The sequence below is a fragment of the Pseudomonas sivasensis genome, assembly GCF_052938085.1.
This window is the reverse complement of sequence record NZ_CP176442.1, coordinates 3,770,376-3,788,769: the sequence shown is the minus strand read 5'-3', so window position 1 is coordinate 3,788,769 and position 18,394 is coordinate 3,770,376. Positions and strand designations below refer to the sequence as shown.

Annotated in this window: 8 protein-coding genes; 4 read left to right on the top strand and 4 right to left on the bottom strand. The window is 60.5% G+C overall.

What is annotated here, in order from left to right:
- Positions 1 to 93: 93 nt before the first annotated feature.
- Positions 94 to 1,743, bottom strand: coding sequence for a cyclic peptide export ABC transporter (locus ACKZ62_RS17430; RefSeq protein ID WP_447095584.1), 1,650 nt, complete (start codon positions 1,741 to 1,743; stop codon positions 94 to 96).
- A gap of 431 nt (positions 1,744 to 2,174) precedes the next feature.
- On the opposite strand from ACKZ62_RS17430, the gene ACKZ62_RS17425 reads away from it, so the two are divergent.
- Positions 2,175 to 4,661 carry a TonB-dependent siderophore receptor gene (locus ACKZ62_RS17425; RefSeq protein ID WP_032885337.1) on the top strand — a complete coding sequence of 829 codons (2,487 nt, stop codon included), beginning with the start codon at positions 2,175 to 2,177 and terminating at the stop codon, positions 4,659 to 4,661.
- Between the two features lie 99 nt (positions 4,662 to 4,760).
- Here the strand turns inward: ACKZ62_RS17425 and pvdO are convergent, their stop codons facing one another.
- Genes pvdO through pvdM form a run of 3 tightly spaced genes read right to left on the bottom strand, consistent with a single transcriptional unit; the run spans position 4,761 to position 8,296 of the window.
- A complete protein-coding gene (gene pvdO / locus ACKZ62_RS17420; protein WP_032885336.1) occupies positions 4,761 to 5,633 on the bottom strand; it encodes a dihydropyoverdine dehydrogenase in 873 nt (290 codons plus the stop codon).
- Positions 5,634 to 5,665: 32 nt separating this feature from the next.
- Positions 5,666 to 6,934 carry a pyoverdine-tailoring periplasmic protein PvdN gene (gene pvdN / locus ACKZ62_RS17415; protein WP_447095583.1) on the bottom strand — a complete coding sequence of 423 codons (1,269 nt, stop codon included), beginning with the start codon at positions 6,932 to 6,934 and terminating at the stop codon, positions 5,666 to 5,668.
- A gap of 18 nt (positions 6,935 to 6,952) precedes the next feature.
- Positions 6,953 to 8,296, bottom strand: a complete 1,344-nt coding sequence (gene pvdM, locus ACKZ62_RS17410) for a pyoverdine-tailoring dipeptidase-like protein PvdM (protein ID WP_032885334.1) — start codon at positions 8,294 to 8,296, stop codon at positions 6,953 to 6,955.
- Positions 8,297 to 8,439: 143 nt separating this feature from the next.
- Here pvdM and pvdP point away from each other — a divergent pair, with 143 nt between their 5' ends.
- From pvdP to ACKZ62_RS17395, 3 genes are all read left to right on the top strand, one after another.
- Positions 8,440 to 10,068, top strand: coding sequence for a pyoverdine maturation tyrosinase PvdP (gene pvdP / locus ACKZ62_RS17405; protein WP_447095582.1), 1,629 nt, complete (start codon positions 8,440 to 8,442; stop codon positions 10,066 to 10,068).
- A gap of 416 nt (positions 10,069 to 10,484) precedes the next feature.
- A complete protein-coding gene (locus ACKZ62_RS17400) occupies positions 10,485 to 12,179 on the top strand; it encodes a ShlB/FhaC/HecB family hemolysin secretion/activation protein (RefSeq protein WP_447095581.1) in 1,695 nt (564 codons plus the stop codon).
- A gap of 18 nt (positions 12,180 to 12,197) precedes the next feature.
- A complete protein-coding gene (locus ACKZ62_RS17395; protein ID WP_447095580.1) occupies positions 12,198 to 18,224 on the top strand; it encodes a two-partner secretion domain-containing protein in 6,027 nt (2,008 codons plus the stop codon).
- Positions 18,225 to 18,394 lie beyond the last annotated feature (170 nt).

Here is an 18,394-nt window from a genome sequence, read left to right as displayed (position 1 = left end):
GTCAGAAAGACGAAGCGTGGCCGACGAGATTTAGGTGTGACGTGGGACTTGGCAGGCAGCGGCGAGCGGCAGGGCGCTCGCCGGAGGGGGAGGTCAGGCGAAGGCTTTTTCGGTAATGACGCGCCCGGCTTCCATGCGCACCAGTTGGTCGGCGATATCGAAGTAACGATCATCGTGGGAGATCACGATGATGGTCTTGCCCAGGCGCTTGAGGTCCGGCAGCAGCTCTGTGTAGAAAACGCGGCGGAAGGTCGGGTCCTGGTCGGCGGCCCACTCGTCGAAGACCAGCACTGGACGCTCGTCGAGCCAGGCGTTGATCAGCGCCAGGCGCTTGCGCTGCCCGGTGGAGAGGTCGGTGGTGGTGAAAGCGCCATCGCGGATGCTGACCTTGTGCGCGATTTCCATGCGCTCCAGGTATTGGTTGGCGTCGTCCGGCAGGGCTTTATCGCTTTGCACCAGTTCGTCGAACAGGTAGTAGTCGGCAAAAATGGTGGTGAACATCTGCCGGTAATCATCCAGGCCGAGGGCGTCCACCGTTGTGCCGTTGAGGCGGATCTCACCTTGCTGCGGGGTGTACAGGCCCAGCAGCAGTTTGATCAGGGTGGTCTTGCCGCAGCCGTTTTCGCCGACGATAAACAGGATTTCCCCAGGCTCGATGGTCAGGTTCACCGGGCCCAGCTTGAAGGGCGCGCTGCCTTCCACGGGCGGAAACGCGTATTGCACGTCGCGCAATTCCAGATGCTTCATGGTCGGCGTGCGGCTCTCATCGGCGTCAAGCAGCAAGTGCGGTTCCGGCGACGAGAAGCGTTCGGACAGGTCGGCAATGCGTCGAAAGGCGATCTGCGCGCGGCTGATGATCGGCAGGTTGGCGATCAGGTTTTCCAGCGGGCCTTTCATGTAGAGCAGCACCAGTACAAAGCCGCTCATCATGGCCGGGTTGTTGCTGGGCCAGAACGATTGCAGGGTCAGTGCCAGGCCGATGACCACAAAGAACAGCATCGAACCCAGGCTCTTGGCGATCACGAAAATATTGATCGAGCGCACGTGGGTGTCGCAGATGTGGTCGGCGGTGGCCTGGATGTTGCGGGTCAGCATGGCGTGACGGCGCTTGCGATGGATCCGCAGTTCCTTGGCGCCTTCGGCGATGGCCGAGTAATGCTTTTGCAGGTTGTCTTCCGCTTCCCGCGCGGCGTAGAAGCCCTTGATGCCTTTGCTTTGCGCGATGAACTGGATCGCCGAGCCGATGCCGATGGCCAGCAGGGTCATGATGAAGATCGGCAGCGAGAGGCTCGCCAGGTAGCCCAGGCAGCCGAGGATAACGGTGATGGAAATGGCCAGCGGAGCGAAGGCGAAGGCGAAGTCGCTGATGGTGTCGACGTCGTGGGTCAGTACCGGAATAAGGCGGTGGCTGCGGTACCGTTCGATCTGTTCGATTGGCGCTGATAGCACCTTGGCGCCGAGGTCCTTGCGCAGCCTGGCGATGACTTTTTGGCCCACTAAGTTGCTGCCGATGTCGGCGGCAATGCTGCTGAGCAGGGCGAGCAGGCACAGCCCGGCAAAGGCCAGGACCACTGCGGTGGTGAGGCCGGACTCGCTGTGCAGGCCCTGGTTAACCGTGGCAAGCAGAGCCGTGACGCTCACCCCTCCAAGGATGCCGAACAGAATCGACAGAATGACGGTGTAGCGATAGGGCTTGAGCAGGCTCAAGAGTTCGCTGAGGGCGCTACGCGGTTTTGCAGTCATGAAACTACCTCGGTCGCGACGTGGCTACGTGCTAAGGGCGAGTGGAGGCCCGGCGATCCATTTGATCGCTCACGGGCTTTTGTAGAAGACGTTTCGACTACGGCGCGATTTAGCCTCATTGCGTTGGGCGCGGGCCCTAAATTTGTCCGCCAGCCCCACGTTATAGATTGGATGCGGCCATGTTTCATGGCCGGCACCCGTAGGCCGGTGCGCCGTTCCCTTCCCATGGACGCTTTCATTTCTATGAGCAGGCGTGCTCGACCCTCAATGCCCCTGGCGGTTGAGGGTTGAGCGCGTTTAGAGGGGTGGTAAAAAAAAGCAGGTAAATGAGTCTGGTTTTCATTACCTGAACCGTCTTATTAACCAGAGGCGCTCAAAGACGCCACTAATTTCTGCCAAACACACGCCTCATTGTTCAAGGATTGCTGTCGATGCCTTATCTCCTTTGGTTGTCTACGCCCAAGCATTACGCGCTGAAGAAATTGCCGCAGACCGTGCGTCTGATGATGTTGGGCGCCGCGCTGGCTGTGCCGGCTGCCGCCACATTGATGCCGAGCGTCGCACTTGCCCAGAGCGAAGCCGGCAAGGTTGCCTTCGCGATTCCGGCCGGGAAATTATCGGATGCGCTGATGGCATTCGGCTCGGCGGCCGGTGTCTCGATTTCCTACGATCCAGCGATCGCCAGCCAGCGCTCCACTCCAGGGTTGAAAGGGCAGTTTGGCGTGGATGAAGGCCTGTCTCGACTGTTGTCGGGCAGTGGCTTGCAGGCCAGTCGCGAAGCCAGCGGCAGCTATATCGTGATGGCGCCATCCAGCGGTTCGGCGCTGAACCTGGGCGCGACCACGATCAGTGCCGAGGGTCTTGGGGAGACGACTGAAAACACCGGTTCGTACACCACGGGGGCGACCAGCACCGCCACCAAGCTTCCCTTGTCCCTGCGCGAAACGCCGCAGTCGGTGAGCGTGATTACCCGTCAACTGATGGACGACCAGCATCTTTCGACGCTTAACGAAGTGATGGCGTTCACGCCGGGTATCAGCATCAACCACCGCGACAGTGAGCGTTACACGTTTTACTCCCGTGGCTTTGCGATCCAGAACTTCCAGTACGACGGCATCCCGTCCCAGGTGGCCAACGAGTCCCAGCAATACGTAGGCGCAATCTCGGACATGGCCATCTATGACCGTGTCGAAGTGGTGCGCGGCGCGACCGGCCTGATGAGCGGTGCGGGCACTCCGTCGGCCACCATCAACCTGGTGCGTAAGCGTCCGACCAAGGACTTCCAGGCCTACGTTTCCGGAGAAGCGGGGGCGTGGGACCGTTACCGCTCCGAAGTTGACGTCTCGGGTCCGCTGACAGAAACCGGCAATGTGCGTGGACGTTTCGTCGCGGCTTATCAGAAGCAAAATTCGTTCATTGACTGGTACAGCCAGGAAAAGCGCGTGATGTACGGCGCGTTGGATATCGATCTGAACGACAGCACTACGCTGCGCACTAGCCTCGACTACCAGAACAACGACGCCGAAGGCACCAGCTACGGGCATATCCCGCTGTTCTTCAGCAATGGCAAGCAAACCAATTTCTCCCGTTCATTCAACCCGGCCTCGCGTTCGAGTTACATGGACAACACCAGCTATAACTTCACCGCCATGCTTGATCACAAGCTGGACAATGACTGGAGCCTGAAGACTGCCTACAGCCATCAATACTCCTACCGTAAAGGCCAGGGCGCATCGGCAAGTGGCGGCTACCCTGACCCTGTGACCGGTGAAGGTACGGGCGTATTTATTTACCGCCTGGACAGCTACCAGACCCAGGATACGCTCGATACCTATGCGTCCGGCCCGTTCAACCTGGGCGGTCGCGAGCATGAGTTGGTGGTGGGTGCCAGTGCATCGCGCACTCACCTGAACTTCCCTAACTACGCCAGCCACAATGATGACGGCGACTACGGTTCGGCGAATATTTTCAACTGGGACGGCCGTGAGTACGGCAATCGTGAGTATCAAAAGGATGGCGGTACCGTCACGACCTTGCAGCAGACCGGCATGTACGGCGCCCTGCGTTTGAAACCGTTCGATCCGCTGACCATCATTCTGGGTACCCGGCTCAGCTGGTGGAATCAGGATGACGAGGTCAAGAACTATCTCGATGGCACCAAGACGACCGACAAGACCAAAAAGACCGGCGTTGTCACGCCGTATGCCGGTATCGTCTATGAGCTGAACGACACCTATTCGGCGTACGCCAGCTACACCAGCATCTTCTTGCCGCAGACGTTCTACAAAACAGCGTCGGGCACTTCGCTGGCGCCGCTTGAAGGCGACAACTACGAGATCGGTCTCAAAGGTGAGTTCTTCGACGGCGCGCTGAACGCGAGCGTTGCGGTATTTGAGATTAATCAGAAGAACACGCCGGAACAGTCGGGCACGGATTCTTCGGGCCGCGCTGTGTACAAGGCCATCAGTGGTACCAACACCCGTGGCGTCGAGACCGAGATCTCGGGTGAAGTGGTCAGTGGCTGGAACGTGTTTGGTGGTTATACCTACCGCGAGTCCCATGACAAGGACGGGGGGCGGGTGCAGACCAACCAGCCGATCAACCAGTTCAAGTTCGGCACTACTTATCGCCTGCCGGGTGAGTGGAACAAGTTGACTGTCGGTGGCAACGTGACCTGGCAAAGCGAGATGTACGCTGCGTCGCAAATCAACTACTCCGGCCCTTACTACAAGGCAACGCAGGATCCGTTCGCCGTGGTTGGCTTGTTGGCCAAATACCAAGTGGATGACCACCTGAGTGTGGGGCTGAACGTCAACAACCTGTTTGACCAGAAGTACTACGACGGCATGGGCACGTTCAATTCGGGCTCCTACGGCGAACCTCGCAACGCAATGATCAACGCCAAGTACGCGTTCTGATCCACCGGGAGCCGGCACGTGTGCCGGCGCCCTCCAGACATAAAAAAACCGCCTGGCTCATGCCAGGCGGTTTTTTTTTGCCGGTTTCAGTGTGCGTAATCAGAGATCACGCACAACCCTGAAGCCGATCCAGTCGCCCCGCGTCTGCGGGTAGATAGTGTTGCGGTTGCCCGAGCGCGAAAATACCGGTGCTTCACCCCAGTCATTGCCGCGAATCTGATAGGACTCGCAGTTAGGTTCTACCCAGGCACTGCCGTCGGCAGGGGCGCCGATGTAGTTGGTATGTTCGCAGTCGGCGACGCGCTCGTAGACGTTGCCGTGCATGTCGTACATGCCGAACGCGTTGGGCGGGTAGCTGCCCACTGGCGACGAGTAGCTGTAGCCGTCCGCAGGCCCGTAGGTGTTGGCGTGTTCGGCGATGCTGTAGCCCTTGCCTTCATCGAAGGGGAATGGGAAAGGCCCGGTGGAGCCGGCACGGGCGGCGTATTCGCGCTGGGCTTCGCTGACCATTTGGTAGTGTTGGCCGGTCTTTTTCGACAGCCAGGCGACGTAGGCCTTGATGTCGTCCATGTCCATGCACACCGCCGGCTGACGCGGGCCTTGTGGATAGCGCGGCTTGCTGGCGATGCATTCGCGGCCGGGGCGGGTGTCGCCATTGGCGATCTTCACGCCGGTCTGGCGCACATAGCTGTCCCATTCACCGGCAGTGATGTGGAAGCGGCTCATGGCGAACGGTTTGGCGAAGGTCACGTCATGCATCGGGCCTTCATCCGGCTCGCGACCGACCTCGTCCTCAGGCGTCCCCATGGTGAAGGTGCCGGCGGGCAGCACGACCATTTCCGGGCAGTCCTTACAGTCCTTGAACACCTTGCCCGGCTGTGGCGCGGCGGCCTGGGCCACGCCTGGCAGCAGGGCGCTGCACAGGGCGGTGAGCGCCAGGGTGGTCAAGGGTTTGAGTCGGAATGGAATCATGTGGGCATCTCGTTCAAAGGGAAAAGTGAGCGTCACACCCGCTGGCGCAGCAGGGTCATGAACCGCTGGATTTCGTCGGCGTTATTGAGCAGGCCAGGCGAGGTGCGAATCACGGGGCCGACATCACGGTCCACCGAATCGATCACCACACGGTGTTTCATCATGTGGGCCACCACTGCTTCACTGTCCTGGCCCTTGATTCGGAAGAAGGTGAAGCCGGCGGACAGCGCGGGGTTGCGCGGGGTGACCAGCTCGACCTGTGGCTGCGCCAGCAATTGGTCTTTCAGCTCGGTATTCAGTCCATGGATGCGTGTCTGCACCTGGGCCTTGCCCAACTGCAAGTGCAGCTTGAAGGCTTCATCTGCGGCCCAGCGATGCTCGAAGGCGTGGTAGCCGCCAGGCGTCATGCTGGTGGCGAAGTCCTTGTCCTCGGAGAAGGTCGGCACCATCGGCGTGACGTATTTGTTCTCGGGGTCGCGGGCGCACACCAGACCGGTGCCGCGCGGGCCGAACATCCATTTATGGGTGCCGGCGATGAAGAAGTCGCAGTGCATGTCGGGGAAATCGAGGTTTTCCACGCCGAAGCCGTGCACGCCATCCACCACGTAGAGGATGCGGTCTTGCTCATCGCGGTTGCGGTTGTGCTCGTCCACCAGCTTGCCGATCTCGCCGATGGGCAGCTTCACGCCGCTGCCGGACTGCACCCAGGTCATGCCCAACACACGGGTGTTGGGGCGGATGTTGCGCTGGATATTGCCCAGTACTTCATCGACAGAGACTTGGTTGGCGTTGTCGAACAGTGTGATCCGGCGTACCTGTGTGGCTTGCTTGAGCACACGAAAGTCCAGCACGTTCTGGGTGGCGTAGTGCTCGTGAACCGTGGTCAGGATTTCCTGATCGGGCCGTACCTTGATCCCGCCATAGATCATCGCCAGCCCTTCGGAGGTGCTGCCGGTCAAGGCGATCTGCGGGGGAGAGGCCTTCAGGTAGCGGCCGGCCCATTCGCGCACCTGGCCTTCACGCTTCCAGGTTTCCTGCAAGTCCCAGTCCATGGCCAGCCCTGGGTTGCGGTCGATCTGTGCGCGGTAACGCTCAATGGCTTCGCGTACCGGTTTGGGATGCGAGGTCACCAGGAAGTTGGAGAAGTGCAGGTAGTCCGGGTCTTGGTTGAACAGTCGCTTGAACCCGGTCCATGGGTCTTGTGTTACGGCTGCTTGCGCCTGAGGCAGGATGGCAGCGCCCAGCGGCAGGCTGGCGGCAAGTACCCCAGCCTGCTTGAGAAACGTACGGCGGTCGGTCATGGACTGGCTTCTAGAGGGTTAACGGTTGGCCAATGGTTTGGCGGCTTTTTGCACTTGGTCCCAGACCCGTAGGAAGTTGCCTCCCCACAGCTTGGCGATGTCGGCTTCGGAGTAGCCGCGCTGGATCAGCTCGGCGGTGACGTTGCGGATTTCGCCGACGTTGTTCCAGCCGTCGATGCCACCCCCGTCGTTGAAGTCTGAAGACAGGCCGACGTGGTCGATGCCGATCTTGCGCACGGTGTAGTCGATCGCGTTGCCCAGGTCTTTGAGGGTGGCCTTGGGTTCCTCGTCGAGGATGCCGTACAGCGCGCTGGCGTACTCGCCGAACCGCTGCTCGGGCCAGGCAGCGATGATGGGATCGCCTGGCATCAGGGCCATGGCCAGGTTCGGCAGGGGCGGCAGGTCAAAACGGGCGCGCAGCGTGTTGAGCTTGTCCTGGGTTGGTTGGCTCAGCGGGCGCAGGTAGGCCGAGAAGGCCACGATCTGCACCACGCCGCCACTGTGCTTGATCAGCTGTAATTCCTTGTCGCTGAGGTTGCGCGGGATATCCACCGCCGCACGCGGCGCCGAGTGGGACGCCACCATTGGTGTGCGGCTCAGCTGCGCCACCTGTTCCAGGGCCTTGGTCGACATCTGCGACACATCGATGATCACACCCAGGTCATTGAGACGGTGCACGGCTTGTTTGCCGATGTCGGACAGCCCGTCGAGCGCATCCACCGAATCATTGAAGAACGGCAGCGGGCGCGATGAGTCCGACCAGGCGTTATTGCCCACATAGCTGAAGCCGAACATGCGCATGCCGCGCGCGGCCCACAGGTCCAACTGGTTCAGATCGTTGCCCAGCGGGTAGGCGTTGAGCATGCTCATAAAGATCGCGAACTTGCCCTCGCCATGCAGGCGCCGGAAGTCGTCCGGGGTGTAGGCGATGGCGACCTGATTGGGGAAGTCGCGCACCATGGCGCTGATGATCTTGTAGCGCACTTCCTGTTCATGGCGTGCCGCTTCGACAAACCCTTCGGTGGGCTTGTGCGGTGCGTTCGGGCCGTTCCAGATTTCCGGCCAGCCGAAGATGGTCAGGGCGGCGCCGGACAAGCGGCCCCGACTGGCCTTGACCAGGTCAAATTGATCGCTGCCGTCCTTGTCCGCTTCTTTGCCTGCGGTGCCGAAATCCACCGGCACAGTGATATGGCTGTCGAACGACAACAACCGATCCTGCATCTCGTTGGCCTGCTTGATCACCTCCAGCGAGTAGCCGGCGTTGCCCCTGAACCAGTGATCCCAGACCAGCAAGCCAGCGCCGACGGCCAGGGCCAGCGGCAGGCCGATATACAGCGCCTTTTTCGAACGTGATTTTGTCATTGCCATCTCAGTCAGTTGAGGCCTTTGCTATCTGGGAAGAACGAGCGATGAGCGGGGAAATTTAGGCGGGCGAGACGGCGGCGGTAAATTTCCCCTGCCAGCAAACGTTCTAGCTCTGATCAAGCCGTTTCCTAAGGTAAACAATGACCATCTCTCGACGTGGGTTCATCGCAGGCCTCGCGCTCACCGGCGCCGCTGTGCCGGCAGCTTTCTATGCCCATCGCGAGTGGACGCGTGAAGAATTCCCCATCACCCCCGGCGAAGCCACGGTCGATCTGGCCGACACCGCCGGCCAGCAACTGGCCAATACCTTGCGTGGCGTCTGGAGCCTGCGCCTGGAAGGCCGCGACGCTGGCCTCAAGGGCCTGCCGCTGCAAGGCTTGGAACTGCTGCTCGACATCGCCCCCCGTGGCCGAGGCCTGCGCGGCTACCTGGACACCGCCGCCAACCTGCGTGCCGAAGGCGAACCGCGTTACCGGGTATTGGGCGATTTGCTGACGGGCGAGGGCGCGTTGCTCTACTGGCGCTTGATCGACCGCGACTCGGCCGATGGCAGGCCCGCCTATGAATTCAAGATGACCCTTGATGAAGTCTGGGCCGACTTCGGCAACGCCGGCAGCGGCACCCTCAGCGGGCAGATCCTCGACTTGAATCGCCCCCTGGCCCTGACCGAACGCGACAACCGCTTTATCGCCCACAAACAGCTGTTTCCTGAAGCCCGCGAGCGCATCGGTCACAACCCGACCTTGCTCGCCTGGCTGATCGCCCCCGAACACCGCCTGTTCCACCAGCTGTGGCACGCCACTCGCGACCAATGGCACAAACTCTCCGAAGAAAAACGCGATGCCCTGCGCGGCATCGGCTGGCAACCCGGCCCACGGGGCCAGGAGCGCGACGCCCGTGGCAAGCGCAAAGATCGCAACGGCTCGGGCATCGATTTCTTCTTTATGCATCGGCACATGCTCGGCACTGCACGCGCCATGCAGGACTTACCCTCTTGGCCGGCCTTCCCCGAACCGCAACCGGCGCTGGAGCGTGATCGCCTGGGCTTTGTGCGCTACTTCGACAACCACGATGGCTTCGCCTTGCCGCCCACCTGGTTGGCCCCCGACGACAGCGAATACACCCAGTGGGTCAGCGACATCAAGTCGCAAGAGACGTACCACAGCAACTTCCAGGTCTGGGAGTCCCAATACCGCGACCCGCGTTACCTGGCCAAATACACCTTGGGCCAACTGGGTTCCGAGATGGAACTGGGCCTGCACGACTGGCTGCACATGCGCTGGGCCTCCGTGCCCCGCGATCCCTCCAACGGCGCGCCAGTGCCCTTTGCCCGCGACCCGGCAGACTTTGCCGCGCGGTGGTACGCCGCCGAAAACGACTTCCTTGGCGACCCGTTTTCCTCCCACGTAAACCCGGTGTTCTGGCACTTCCACGGCTGGATCGACGACCGCATCGAAGACTGGTTCCGCGCCCATGAACGCTTCAATCCAGGCGAAGTCAGGCGGCTGGAGGTCAACGGCGTAGCCTGGTTCGCCCCGGGCCGCTGGGTCGAAGTCGGCGACCCGTGGCTCGGCCCGGACACCCACGGCTGCAGCACCACGCCGGGGTTGCAAATGGGCAAGTCGATGGAAATGGACCCGGAGACCATGAAGCTCGCGTTGCGTATTACCTTTGGTGCCGACGACGATGCGCTCACAGGGTTGTTCAAGCGCGTGCCGAAGCGGCCGTGGTATGCGCGGCATTTGAAGGTCAAGGCGCGGGAAGCGTGACCGCTTGTCGATGAAACTACGATTTTTACGATGTAAAACGGTAGCTGCGGGGTATTAATCTGCGGTTTTCGTTTTCAGGTAAGCGCAAAAGCCTGATGGTTAAGCGTCCTGTCTTACCTCTCTGAGAGATTGATCTACCCATCGACTTTCCTTTTTCCACTGCGCTTGTAGGTTTGAAGATTTTGAGTGGGAGAAAAAACCACACTTTTATTTTTTTCATCTTTCTTCCCGCCAAGAGCCTCATCTTTTCCCACACTTTTAGGAAAAAACTGACGGTGTCCTGAGCGCTGTGCGACAGACGTAGGAATACCCTTCGCAATCCTGGGATTTTTGTAACCTTTCCGCTTTTCCTTAACCGATTCAGCCTCGGCAAGCTGCGTGCTCTTTCCATATGAGTACCAGTGAGGGTGAAAAGGATGTCAGCCGTTTTACGACCCGCGTTACTTGGCGTGGCGCTGCTCTGCGGTCCACTTCTTGCCGCGGCGCAAACCTTACCGGGCGACAGAGAGCTGGCCCGCGAAAGACAACAGCAAGTGCTGGAAGAGCAGCGTCGACGTCTGGATGAACTGCAAAACCTTCCTGGAAAAGCCGCAGTACGCAAAGCACCTGCTCTGGTTGAAGACGGCCAGTGCGTGACCCTCACGCGCATCACCGTTGAAGGTGCCACCTTGCTCTCCGAGGCAAAGCGCGAGGCCTTGCTTGCTCCCTGGTCGGGGCGCTGCCTTGGCGTTCCTCAGCTAAACGAGGTGCTCAAAAGCCTCACCGACCATTACCTACGCCGTGGCTACGTCACCACCCGGGCGTACCTGCCGCAGCAAGACCTGAAAAACGGCGAGCTTAAAATCATCGTGGTGGAAGGGCGCCTCGAAGGCCTCGACAGCTCATCACTGGCCAGTCCCGCCGAGTCAGCCATGACCTTTCCTGGCAGCGTCGGTGACGTGCTGGATCTACGCGAGTTGGAGCAATGGGTCGATCAGCTGGGACGCTTGCCCTCGCGCCAGCCGCAGCTTGAGTTGATGCCGGGCCAAGCGGTGGGCGGTAGCCGTGTCGCACTCAAGGGCGAACGCTTCAAGCCCTGGCGCGTCTCGGCTAACCGCAACAACCATGGAGACGAAAGCACCGGCCGCCAGCAGGCCGGTCTTGGCCTTGAATGGGACAGCCCTTTGGGGCTGGCGGACCAACTGAGCCTGCGCGCCAACCGTGACACGGTCAGCGACCATTGGCGACATTCCGAAAGCCAAAGCCTGTTCTACAGCTTGCCGTATGGCTGGTGGACCTTCAATTTCAGCCACAGCCAAAGCTATTACCGCACCCGAAATGACGCGTCCGGCTTTGCCTTCGCGTTGTCCGGCGACACCTCCACCCAGCAACTTCGCGCCGAACGCGTGCTACACCGCGACAACCTCGGCAAGACCGCGCTCAACATCGGCCTGAGCCACCTGCGTACACGTAACTACCTGGAAGACGCGTTGTTGCGCACGTCCAGCCATCGCATCACTGAGCGCCAGTTGGGGGTCAACCATGGGCGTCGCATCGGCAATGCGTTTTTCAACCTTGATGCCGGTTGGCAGCAAGGCATCGGCGCGTTGGACGCCCAGCGCGACCTCTCCACACGCTCCGGCGCCCCCACCTCCCGCTATCAGAAATACAGCCTGACCCTCAGTTACCTGCAGTCCTTTCGCTGGCTGGACCAACACTGGAGCGTCGACAGCCTGGCCACCGGCCAACGTGCCGAAGACGAACTCTATGGGCCACAACGCCTCAGCGTCGGCGGCTTTGGCGCGGTGCGCGGGTTCAGCGAACAGAATCTCTCGGGCAACAGCGGCGGCTACTGGCGCAGCCAACTGCGCTGGCGCCACGCCGTGGGTTGGGACGCCTTGCGCCCGTGGGTGCACGAAGTGGGCGTCGGCTTCGGCTACGACGTTGGGGTTATTCGCCGTGGGCCGCACAACCCCGACGTGGCCGGGCGCCTCACTGGCAATGCCTGGGAACTCAGCGCGCGCGGCCGGCACCTTGCCGCATCGCTGGTATTCGCCCGTGCTCTGGAGCGCCCGGCCGTGATCGAGCACCGCGAGCACCCGATGTACGCCCGAATCGACCTCTTCTTCTAACAACAAGGAACCTTGCCTATGGACGCGCGCAGCCCCTTTAACCAGTGCCTGGCCCTGAGCCTCGCAGGTATTTTGTTTCTCAACCCGATCGTCTCGGCTGCCGCGCAACTGAGCGTCGACCCCGCCAGCCCCGGCACCAGCATCGATCAAGCGCCCAATGGCGTGCCGGTGGTCAATATCGCCGGTCCCAACGGCAGCGGCTTGTCCCATAACCTGTTCACCGACTACAACGTCGGCAGCAACGGGTTGATCCTAAACAACGCCACGAATGCCACGCAAAACACCCAGCTCGGTGGGGTGATCCTCGGCAACCCCGGCTTGCAGGGGCAGGCAGCCAGCGTGATTCTCAATGAGGTCACCGGTGGCAATCGCAGCCACCTGGGGGGCTACACCGAAGTGGCCGGACAGGCTGCGCGCGTGATTGTCGCCAACCCCCATGGCATCACCTGCAATGGCTGCGGTTTTATCAATACGCCACGGGCGACGCTGACCACTGGCAAACCAGTATTGGACGGCGGGCGTCTGGATCACTTTCGCGTGGACGGCGGTGATATCGCCCTGGAAGGCGCCGGACTCAATGCGCGCAATGTCGGCCAATTCGATCTGATCACTCGCACCGCCAAACTCAATGCGCAGTTGCACGCCGACCAGCTCAACATCATTACCGGCCGCAATGACGTCAGCGCCGACAGCCTGCAGACTCGTGCCCATGCCGATGATGGTCGCGAAAAGCCGCAACTGGCCATCGACGCCAGCGCCCTTGGCGGCATGTATGCCGGGGCGATTCGTCTGATTGGCACGGAACAAGGCGTGGGCGTAAGGCTGGCCGGGGATATGGCGAGTACTGCCGGGGACATAGTCATCAATGCCAACGGTGGCCTGAGCCTGGCCCACACCACCAGCGTCGGCGCGTTGAACGCCACGGCCGCGTCAATTGAGTTGCAAGGCCCGACCTTTGCGGCAGGAGATGTGGACCTGCAGGCGAAGGGCGATCTGGTGGTTCAGCACACCCTCGCCAGTGCAGGCAATGTGCACTTGCAAGCGGCAACCGTGAGCAATCAGGGCAAGGTGGTCAGTGGGATTCAGGAGGACCAGCGTATTGCCGGCAAGCAACTCAGGATCACCGCCGAACGCCTGGACAATCAAGGTGAGCTCAACGCAAGCGGCCATTTGGACATCAAGACCGCTGTTGTCGACAACAGCGGCAACATCGCTGCAGACAGCGCGAAGATCGAAGCCCGCCAACAAATAAACAACAGCGGGCAGATCGTCACCGCCCGCGAACTGAGCCTATCGGCTCAACAGGTCAACAACCAGAGCGGCACGCTCCATACCGAAGGCCACCTGAATCTCATTGCCGATGCTGTCAGCAACAGCGGCAAGACCGTTGCGGCAGGCAACATTACCCTCGCCGCAAACACCTTCGACAACAGCGGCGAACTGCTCAGCGATGGTGACCTGCAACTCACCCTAGACGCAGATCTGCACAACAGTGGCCTGATCGCCGTGAAGGGCGATGCCACTCTCAGCGCCCGCAACCTCATCCAGAACCACGGCCAGATCCTCAGCGGCAACGACATCCAACTGCGCGTACGTGATGTGCTGCACAACCTCGGTGTGCTGAGTGCGGCCCGTCACCTGCAGCTCAACGCAACCCAACTGAATAACGACGGCAGCCTGGGCAGTCAAGGCAGCCTGCTGATCAGCGCCAACGTGGCCAATACCGGACTGCTGTTCAGCGGCGGTGACTTGCACATACGCGGCGAGCATTTCAGCAACCTCGAAGGCGACGTCTACAGCGTAGGCGATTTCAGTTTCGCCGCCGCCGACGGCGGCCAGGCGACGAGCTTTCGCAACCTGTCCGGCACCGTGGAAAGCGAAGGCAACCTGCACATCAAGACGCGTGAATTCGAGAACGCCCGCACGGTGCTTGCCCTTGAGCGCGAACTGGTCGGCGGCAGCATTCAATGGGTTTGTGGTCAGCACTGTGACGGCGATGACAGCTTCAAGCGCGGCACCATCTACATCACCGAAACCTGGCGAGAAACCGCCGCTCCCGGCTCCACCAAGGCTGCCCGCCTGGTGGCCGGTCAACAGTTGTATATCGACGCCGACACGTTGGAAAACCGCTACAGCCTGATGGCCGCCAACGGCGACATGCACCTCAGCGCGCGTCGCTTGCTCAACCAGGGCGCCGCCTCACAAACCGGCCTGTCCAGCACGATCATCGGCACCCCTGGGCGCATCGACAAAGCCCTGTGGGACCAGATGGAGTTTCACGACCTGCCGGCCTTCAACAGCGCGCCTTTTGATCCGTTGCGCTTTGCCGAACTCAAGGCCCGTTCCGAAGGCCCCGGCTTCAGCAACCCCGGCACCCTCACAACCTGGCGTGAAGACGGCCGAGAAGTGTACGCCGCCACCCTTCAAGCGGGCGGCAGCCTCAACCTGAACGCCACGCAATACCTGCAAAATGGCACCCTGCGCGAAAACACCCTGGCGCAGCTGATTGGTGAGGTCGGCCACAACCCCAATGACCTTGAACTGAGCCCCGACCGCCTCAGCGATGACCTGACCCGTCCGCCTGAGTTTCACTTGCCCAGCGGCGAGTACGGCCTGTTTATCCCGAGCAAGGATCCCGGCAGCCCGTACCTCATCGAGACCAACCCGCTGTTCACCCACCTGGGCAATTTCCTCAGTTCCCAGTACCTGCTCGATAAGATCGGCTACAACACCGACGAGGCGTGGCGCCGCCTCGGCGACGGCTACTACGAAAGTCGCCTGATCCGTGACGCCGTGCTGGCCAAGACCGGGCAACGCTTTCTCGATGGTCAGAACAGCGATGAAGCGCAGTTTCGTCACCTGATGGACAACGGCCTCAGCGCGCGCGACAGCTTGCAACTGAGCGTCGGCGTCGGCCTCACCGCGCAACAAGTCGCCGCGCTGACCCACGACATCGTATGGATGGAAAAACGCCAGGTACAAGGCGAAGACGTGCTGGTACCGGTGTTGTACCTGGCGACGGTTAACCACCAGAACCTGCGTGGCGCCAGCCTGGTGCAGGGCCAGGACATCAACCTGGTCAGCGGCGGCGATATCGTCAGTGTCGGCACGCTCAGGGCCACCCAGGACCTGACCGCCATGGCTGATGGCAGCCTGCTCAACGGTGGCTCGATGACTGCAGGCGAACGCCTCAGCCTGCTGGCCACCGACAGCATCCGCAACGCTATGGCCGGCGAAATCCGCGCCAGCCATGTGGACCTCACCAGCCTCACCGGCGACATCGTCAATGAGCGAACCGCCCACGCCCAATACCAGGGTGACGGCACGCTCATCACCCATCTCGATCACGCAAGCCAGATCAGCGCGGGCCAGCAACTGGCTCTCGATGCCGGGCGCGACATTAACAACCGAGGCGCCATCAGCAGCGGCGGCGACGCGAGCCTGACCGCCGCCCGCGATATCAACCTCATCGCTGTCACCGACACCCAGCAAGTGCGCACCACGCAAAACGGCGGGCACCTTGTCACCCAACACAGCCGTACCGAACACCTTGGCGCCAACGTCAACGCCGCCGGCAACTTGAGCCTGCAAGCCGGCGGCGACATCACGCTGTTGGCGAGCCAGGCCAATGCCGGCAAAGACCTCAGCGTGGCCGCCGGCGGAAACATCAACCTACTTGCCGCCGCCAACGAAACCGACCACGAGGTACACAGCAAACGCAACGGTGCCAAGACCCACGAACAAACCACCCAAGTGCGCCAAGTCGGCAGCCAACTCAACGCGGCCGGCAACCTCACGGCAACGGCCGGGCAAGACATCCTGCTGCATGCCAGCCAAGTCACCAGCGGCAAGGATGCTTACCTGATCGCGGGCGGACAACTGGAGTTATTGAGCGCCAATGACAGCGACTACAGCCTGTACGACTACAAGAAAAAGGGCAGTTTTGGCGCGATCAAAACCCAGCGCGATGAAGTCACCGACGTACGCGCTGTCGGCAGCCAGATCAGCACCGGCGGCAGCCTCAACCTCGTCAGTGGCGGCGACCAGTTGTACCAGGGCGCGCGGCTGGAGAGTGGTGCGGATATCACCATTAGCAGCGGTGGTGCAGTGACCTTTGAGGCGGTGAAGGATTTGCGCCAGGAGAGTCACGAGAAGAGTAACAACAGCGCGTTCTGGGTTTCATCCAGGGGCAAGGGCAGTACCGACGAAACGCTGCGGCAAAGTCAGTTGGTTGCCGAGGGCAGTATTGCGATCAAGGCCGTTGAAGGTTTGAAGATCGATATCAAACAGGTTAATCAGCAGACCGTCAGCCAGTCCATCGAGGCAATGGTCAAAGCAGATCCACAACTGGCTTGGCTCAAGGACGCAGAAAATCGCGGTGATGTGGACTGGCGCCAAGTCAGGGAGGTGCACGACAGCTTCAAGTACAGCCACTCGGGGCTAGGACCTGCGTCGCAAATCATCATCGCGATTGTGATGTCGGCGGTTATCGGGCCAATGGCTGCCGCCGCCGCAGGGGGCGGTGTGGGGGGCGCCATGGTAGGTGCTGTAGCAACAGGCGCCTCTACCAATGCCAGCGTCAGCGCGATCAATAACCGAGGCAATCTCGGCGCCGTCTTCAAGGACGTGACGTCCTCCGACGCGATGAATGGGTACGCCGTTTCGGCAATCACCGCTGGTCTGACTGTGGGGTATTTTGATCAGTGGACGGGGGCCCAAACCAATACGGCCCTAGAGAAAGTCACTGCATCGGGCTCGCTGAACACCTGGACTGGCGTAGGCCAATTTGCGGCCAATCAGGGGCTGCAGAATGGCACGTCTCTGTTACTGAATAAGGCGCTGGGGCAGGGCGCAAGCGTCAGTGATGCATTGAAAAACGCGCTGTTCAATACACTGGCTGCAGCCAGCTTCAACCTGGTGGGCGATTACACCAAAAACGTCCTCGCGGATGGTTCGGCGCCGAAGGTAGCGATTCACGCCATGGTCGGTGGACTGCTGGCAGAAGCCACGGGCGGAGACTTTAGAACTGGCGCCTTGGCCGCCGCTGCAAGCGAGGCGTTGGTCACCCAGCTGGATTCCTTGGTCAAGGGGAATGACAACCTGTTGACGATGAGCTCACAAATCGTCGGCGTGTTAGCGGCTGCAGCAAAAGAAGATACGGATGCGGCCGCGCTGGAGAAAGGCGGTTGGGTTGCAAAGAACGCAACGCAGTACAACTACCTGGCACACAACCAACTTGAGCGAGCCGCCAAACAGATAACCCGCTGCACCGATGCCTCCTGCATCGAAGACACCACACGTAAGTTCAAAGAGTTAAGCCTGCAGCAGGACATTGACGCTATTGTCGGCTGCAAGGCTGATCCCAGGTCTTGTGCCGCATTGTCCAAAGAAGTCGCCAACACCATGGCGAATCTGGACGCCATCAAAGACATCGCTGAATACGCCTCGCCCGGTGCCCGGGATGCGGTACAGAACCTCATCAACGGCAATTTTGAATTCCAGGAAATGCTGGCGACAGCCACGACCGAGCATTCAGTCGGCGCCATGGTCGATTCGATCAAGGCGAAATGGGAGCTGAGCGATAGCCAGGCGAAGGACATTGCGGATAGTCTTAAGGTTGCGCTGGCTGTAGGGTTGGGTACTGTTGCAGGGGGGGTGGCTTACAAACGGGCTGTGGCGGGTGGTGCAAAAGTAACAGGTGGTGCAGTAGAGCTAACGTTTGACAAGGCTACCCGGACTTGGACAACTCCAGCTGGTCTAGACTATGGACAAGGATCGGTTCAAGGAAACAGAGTTTTGCATGTTTTAGAGCATGCGGAGCCGAATCCTGCCAAGACAACACATAGCGTCTTTAGTATGGACAGAAAAGAGATTTTAGGCGCTGTCGATGAAGCATGGCTCAAGAAAGGTAGTCCTGTAGTAGGTGATCCGGGTGCATATGTTGTCCCGATGGGCCGAGCGATTGGTACTTCGGGAGAAACGAGTATTAAAATTATTGTTCGGCCTGGGACCAGTCAGGTCATTACCGCCTATCCTGTTAAATAGAGAAGTTTTATATGTTGTGTCCAAGGTGTGAGCAGGGAGATATTGTCAAAGCTGAAATTATAGCTGACAACACTTGCTTGTTCGTATGTCAAGAGTGCGAGGCCTCATGGTTTTTATACGAAGACATTGGGGTTAGGGCCTTTTTCGACTATGGGACTTATATGGAAAGT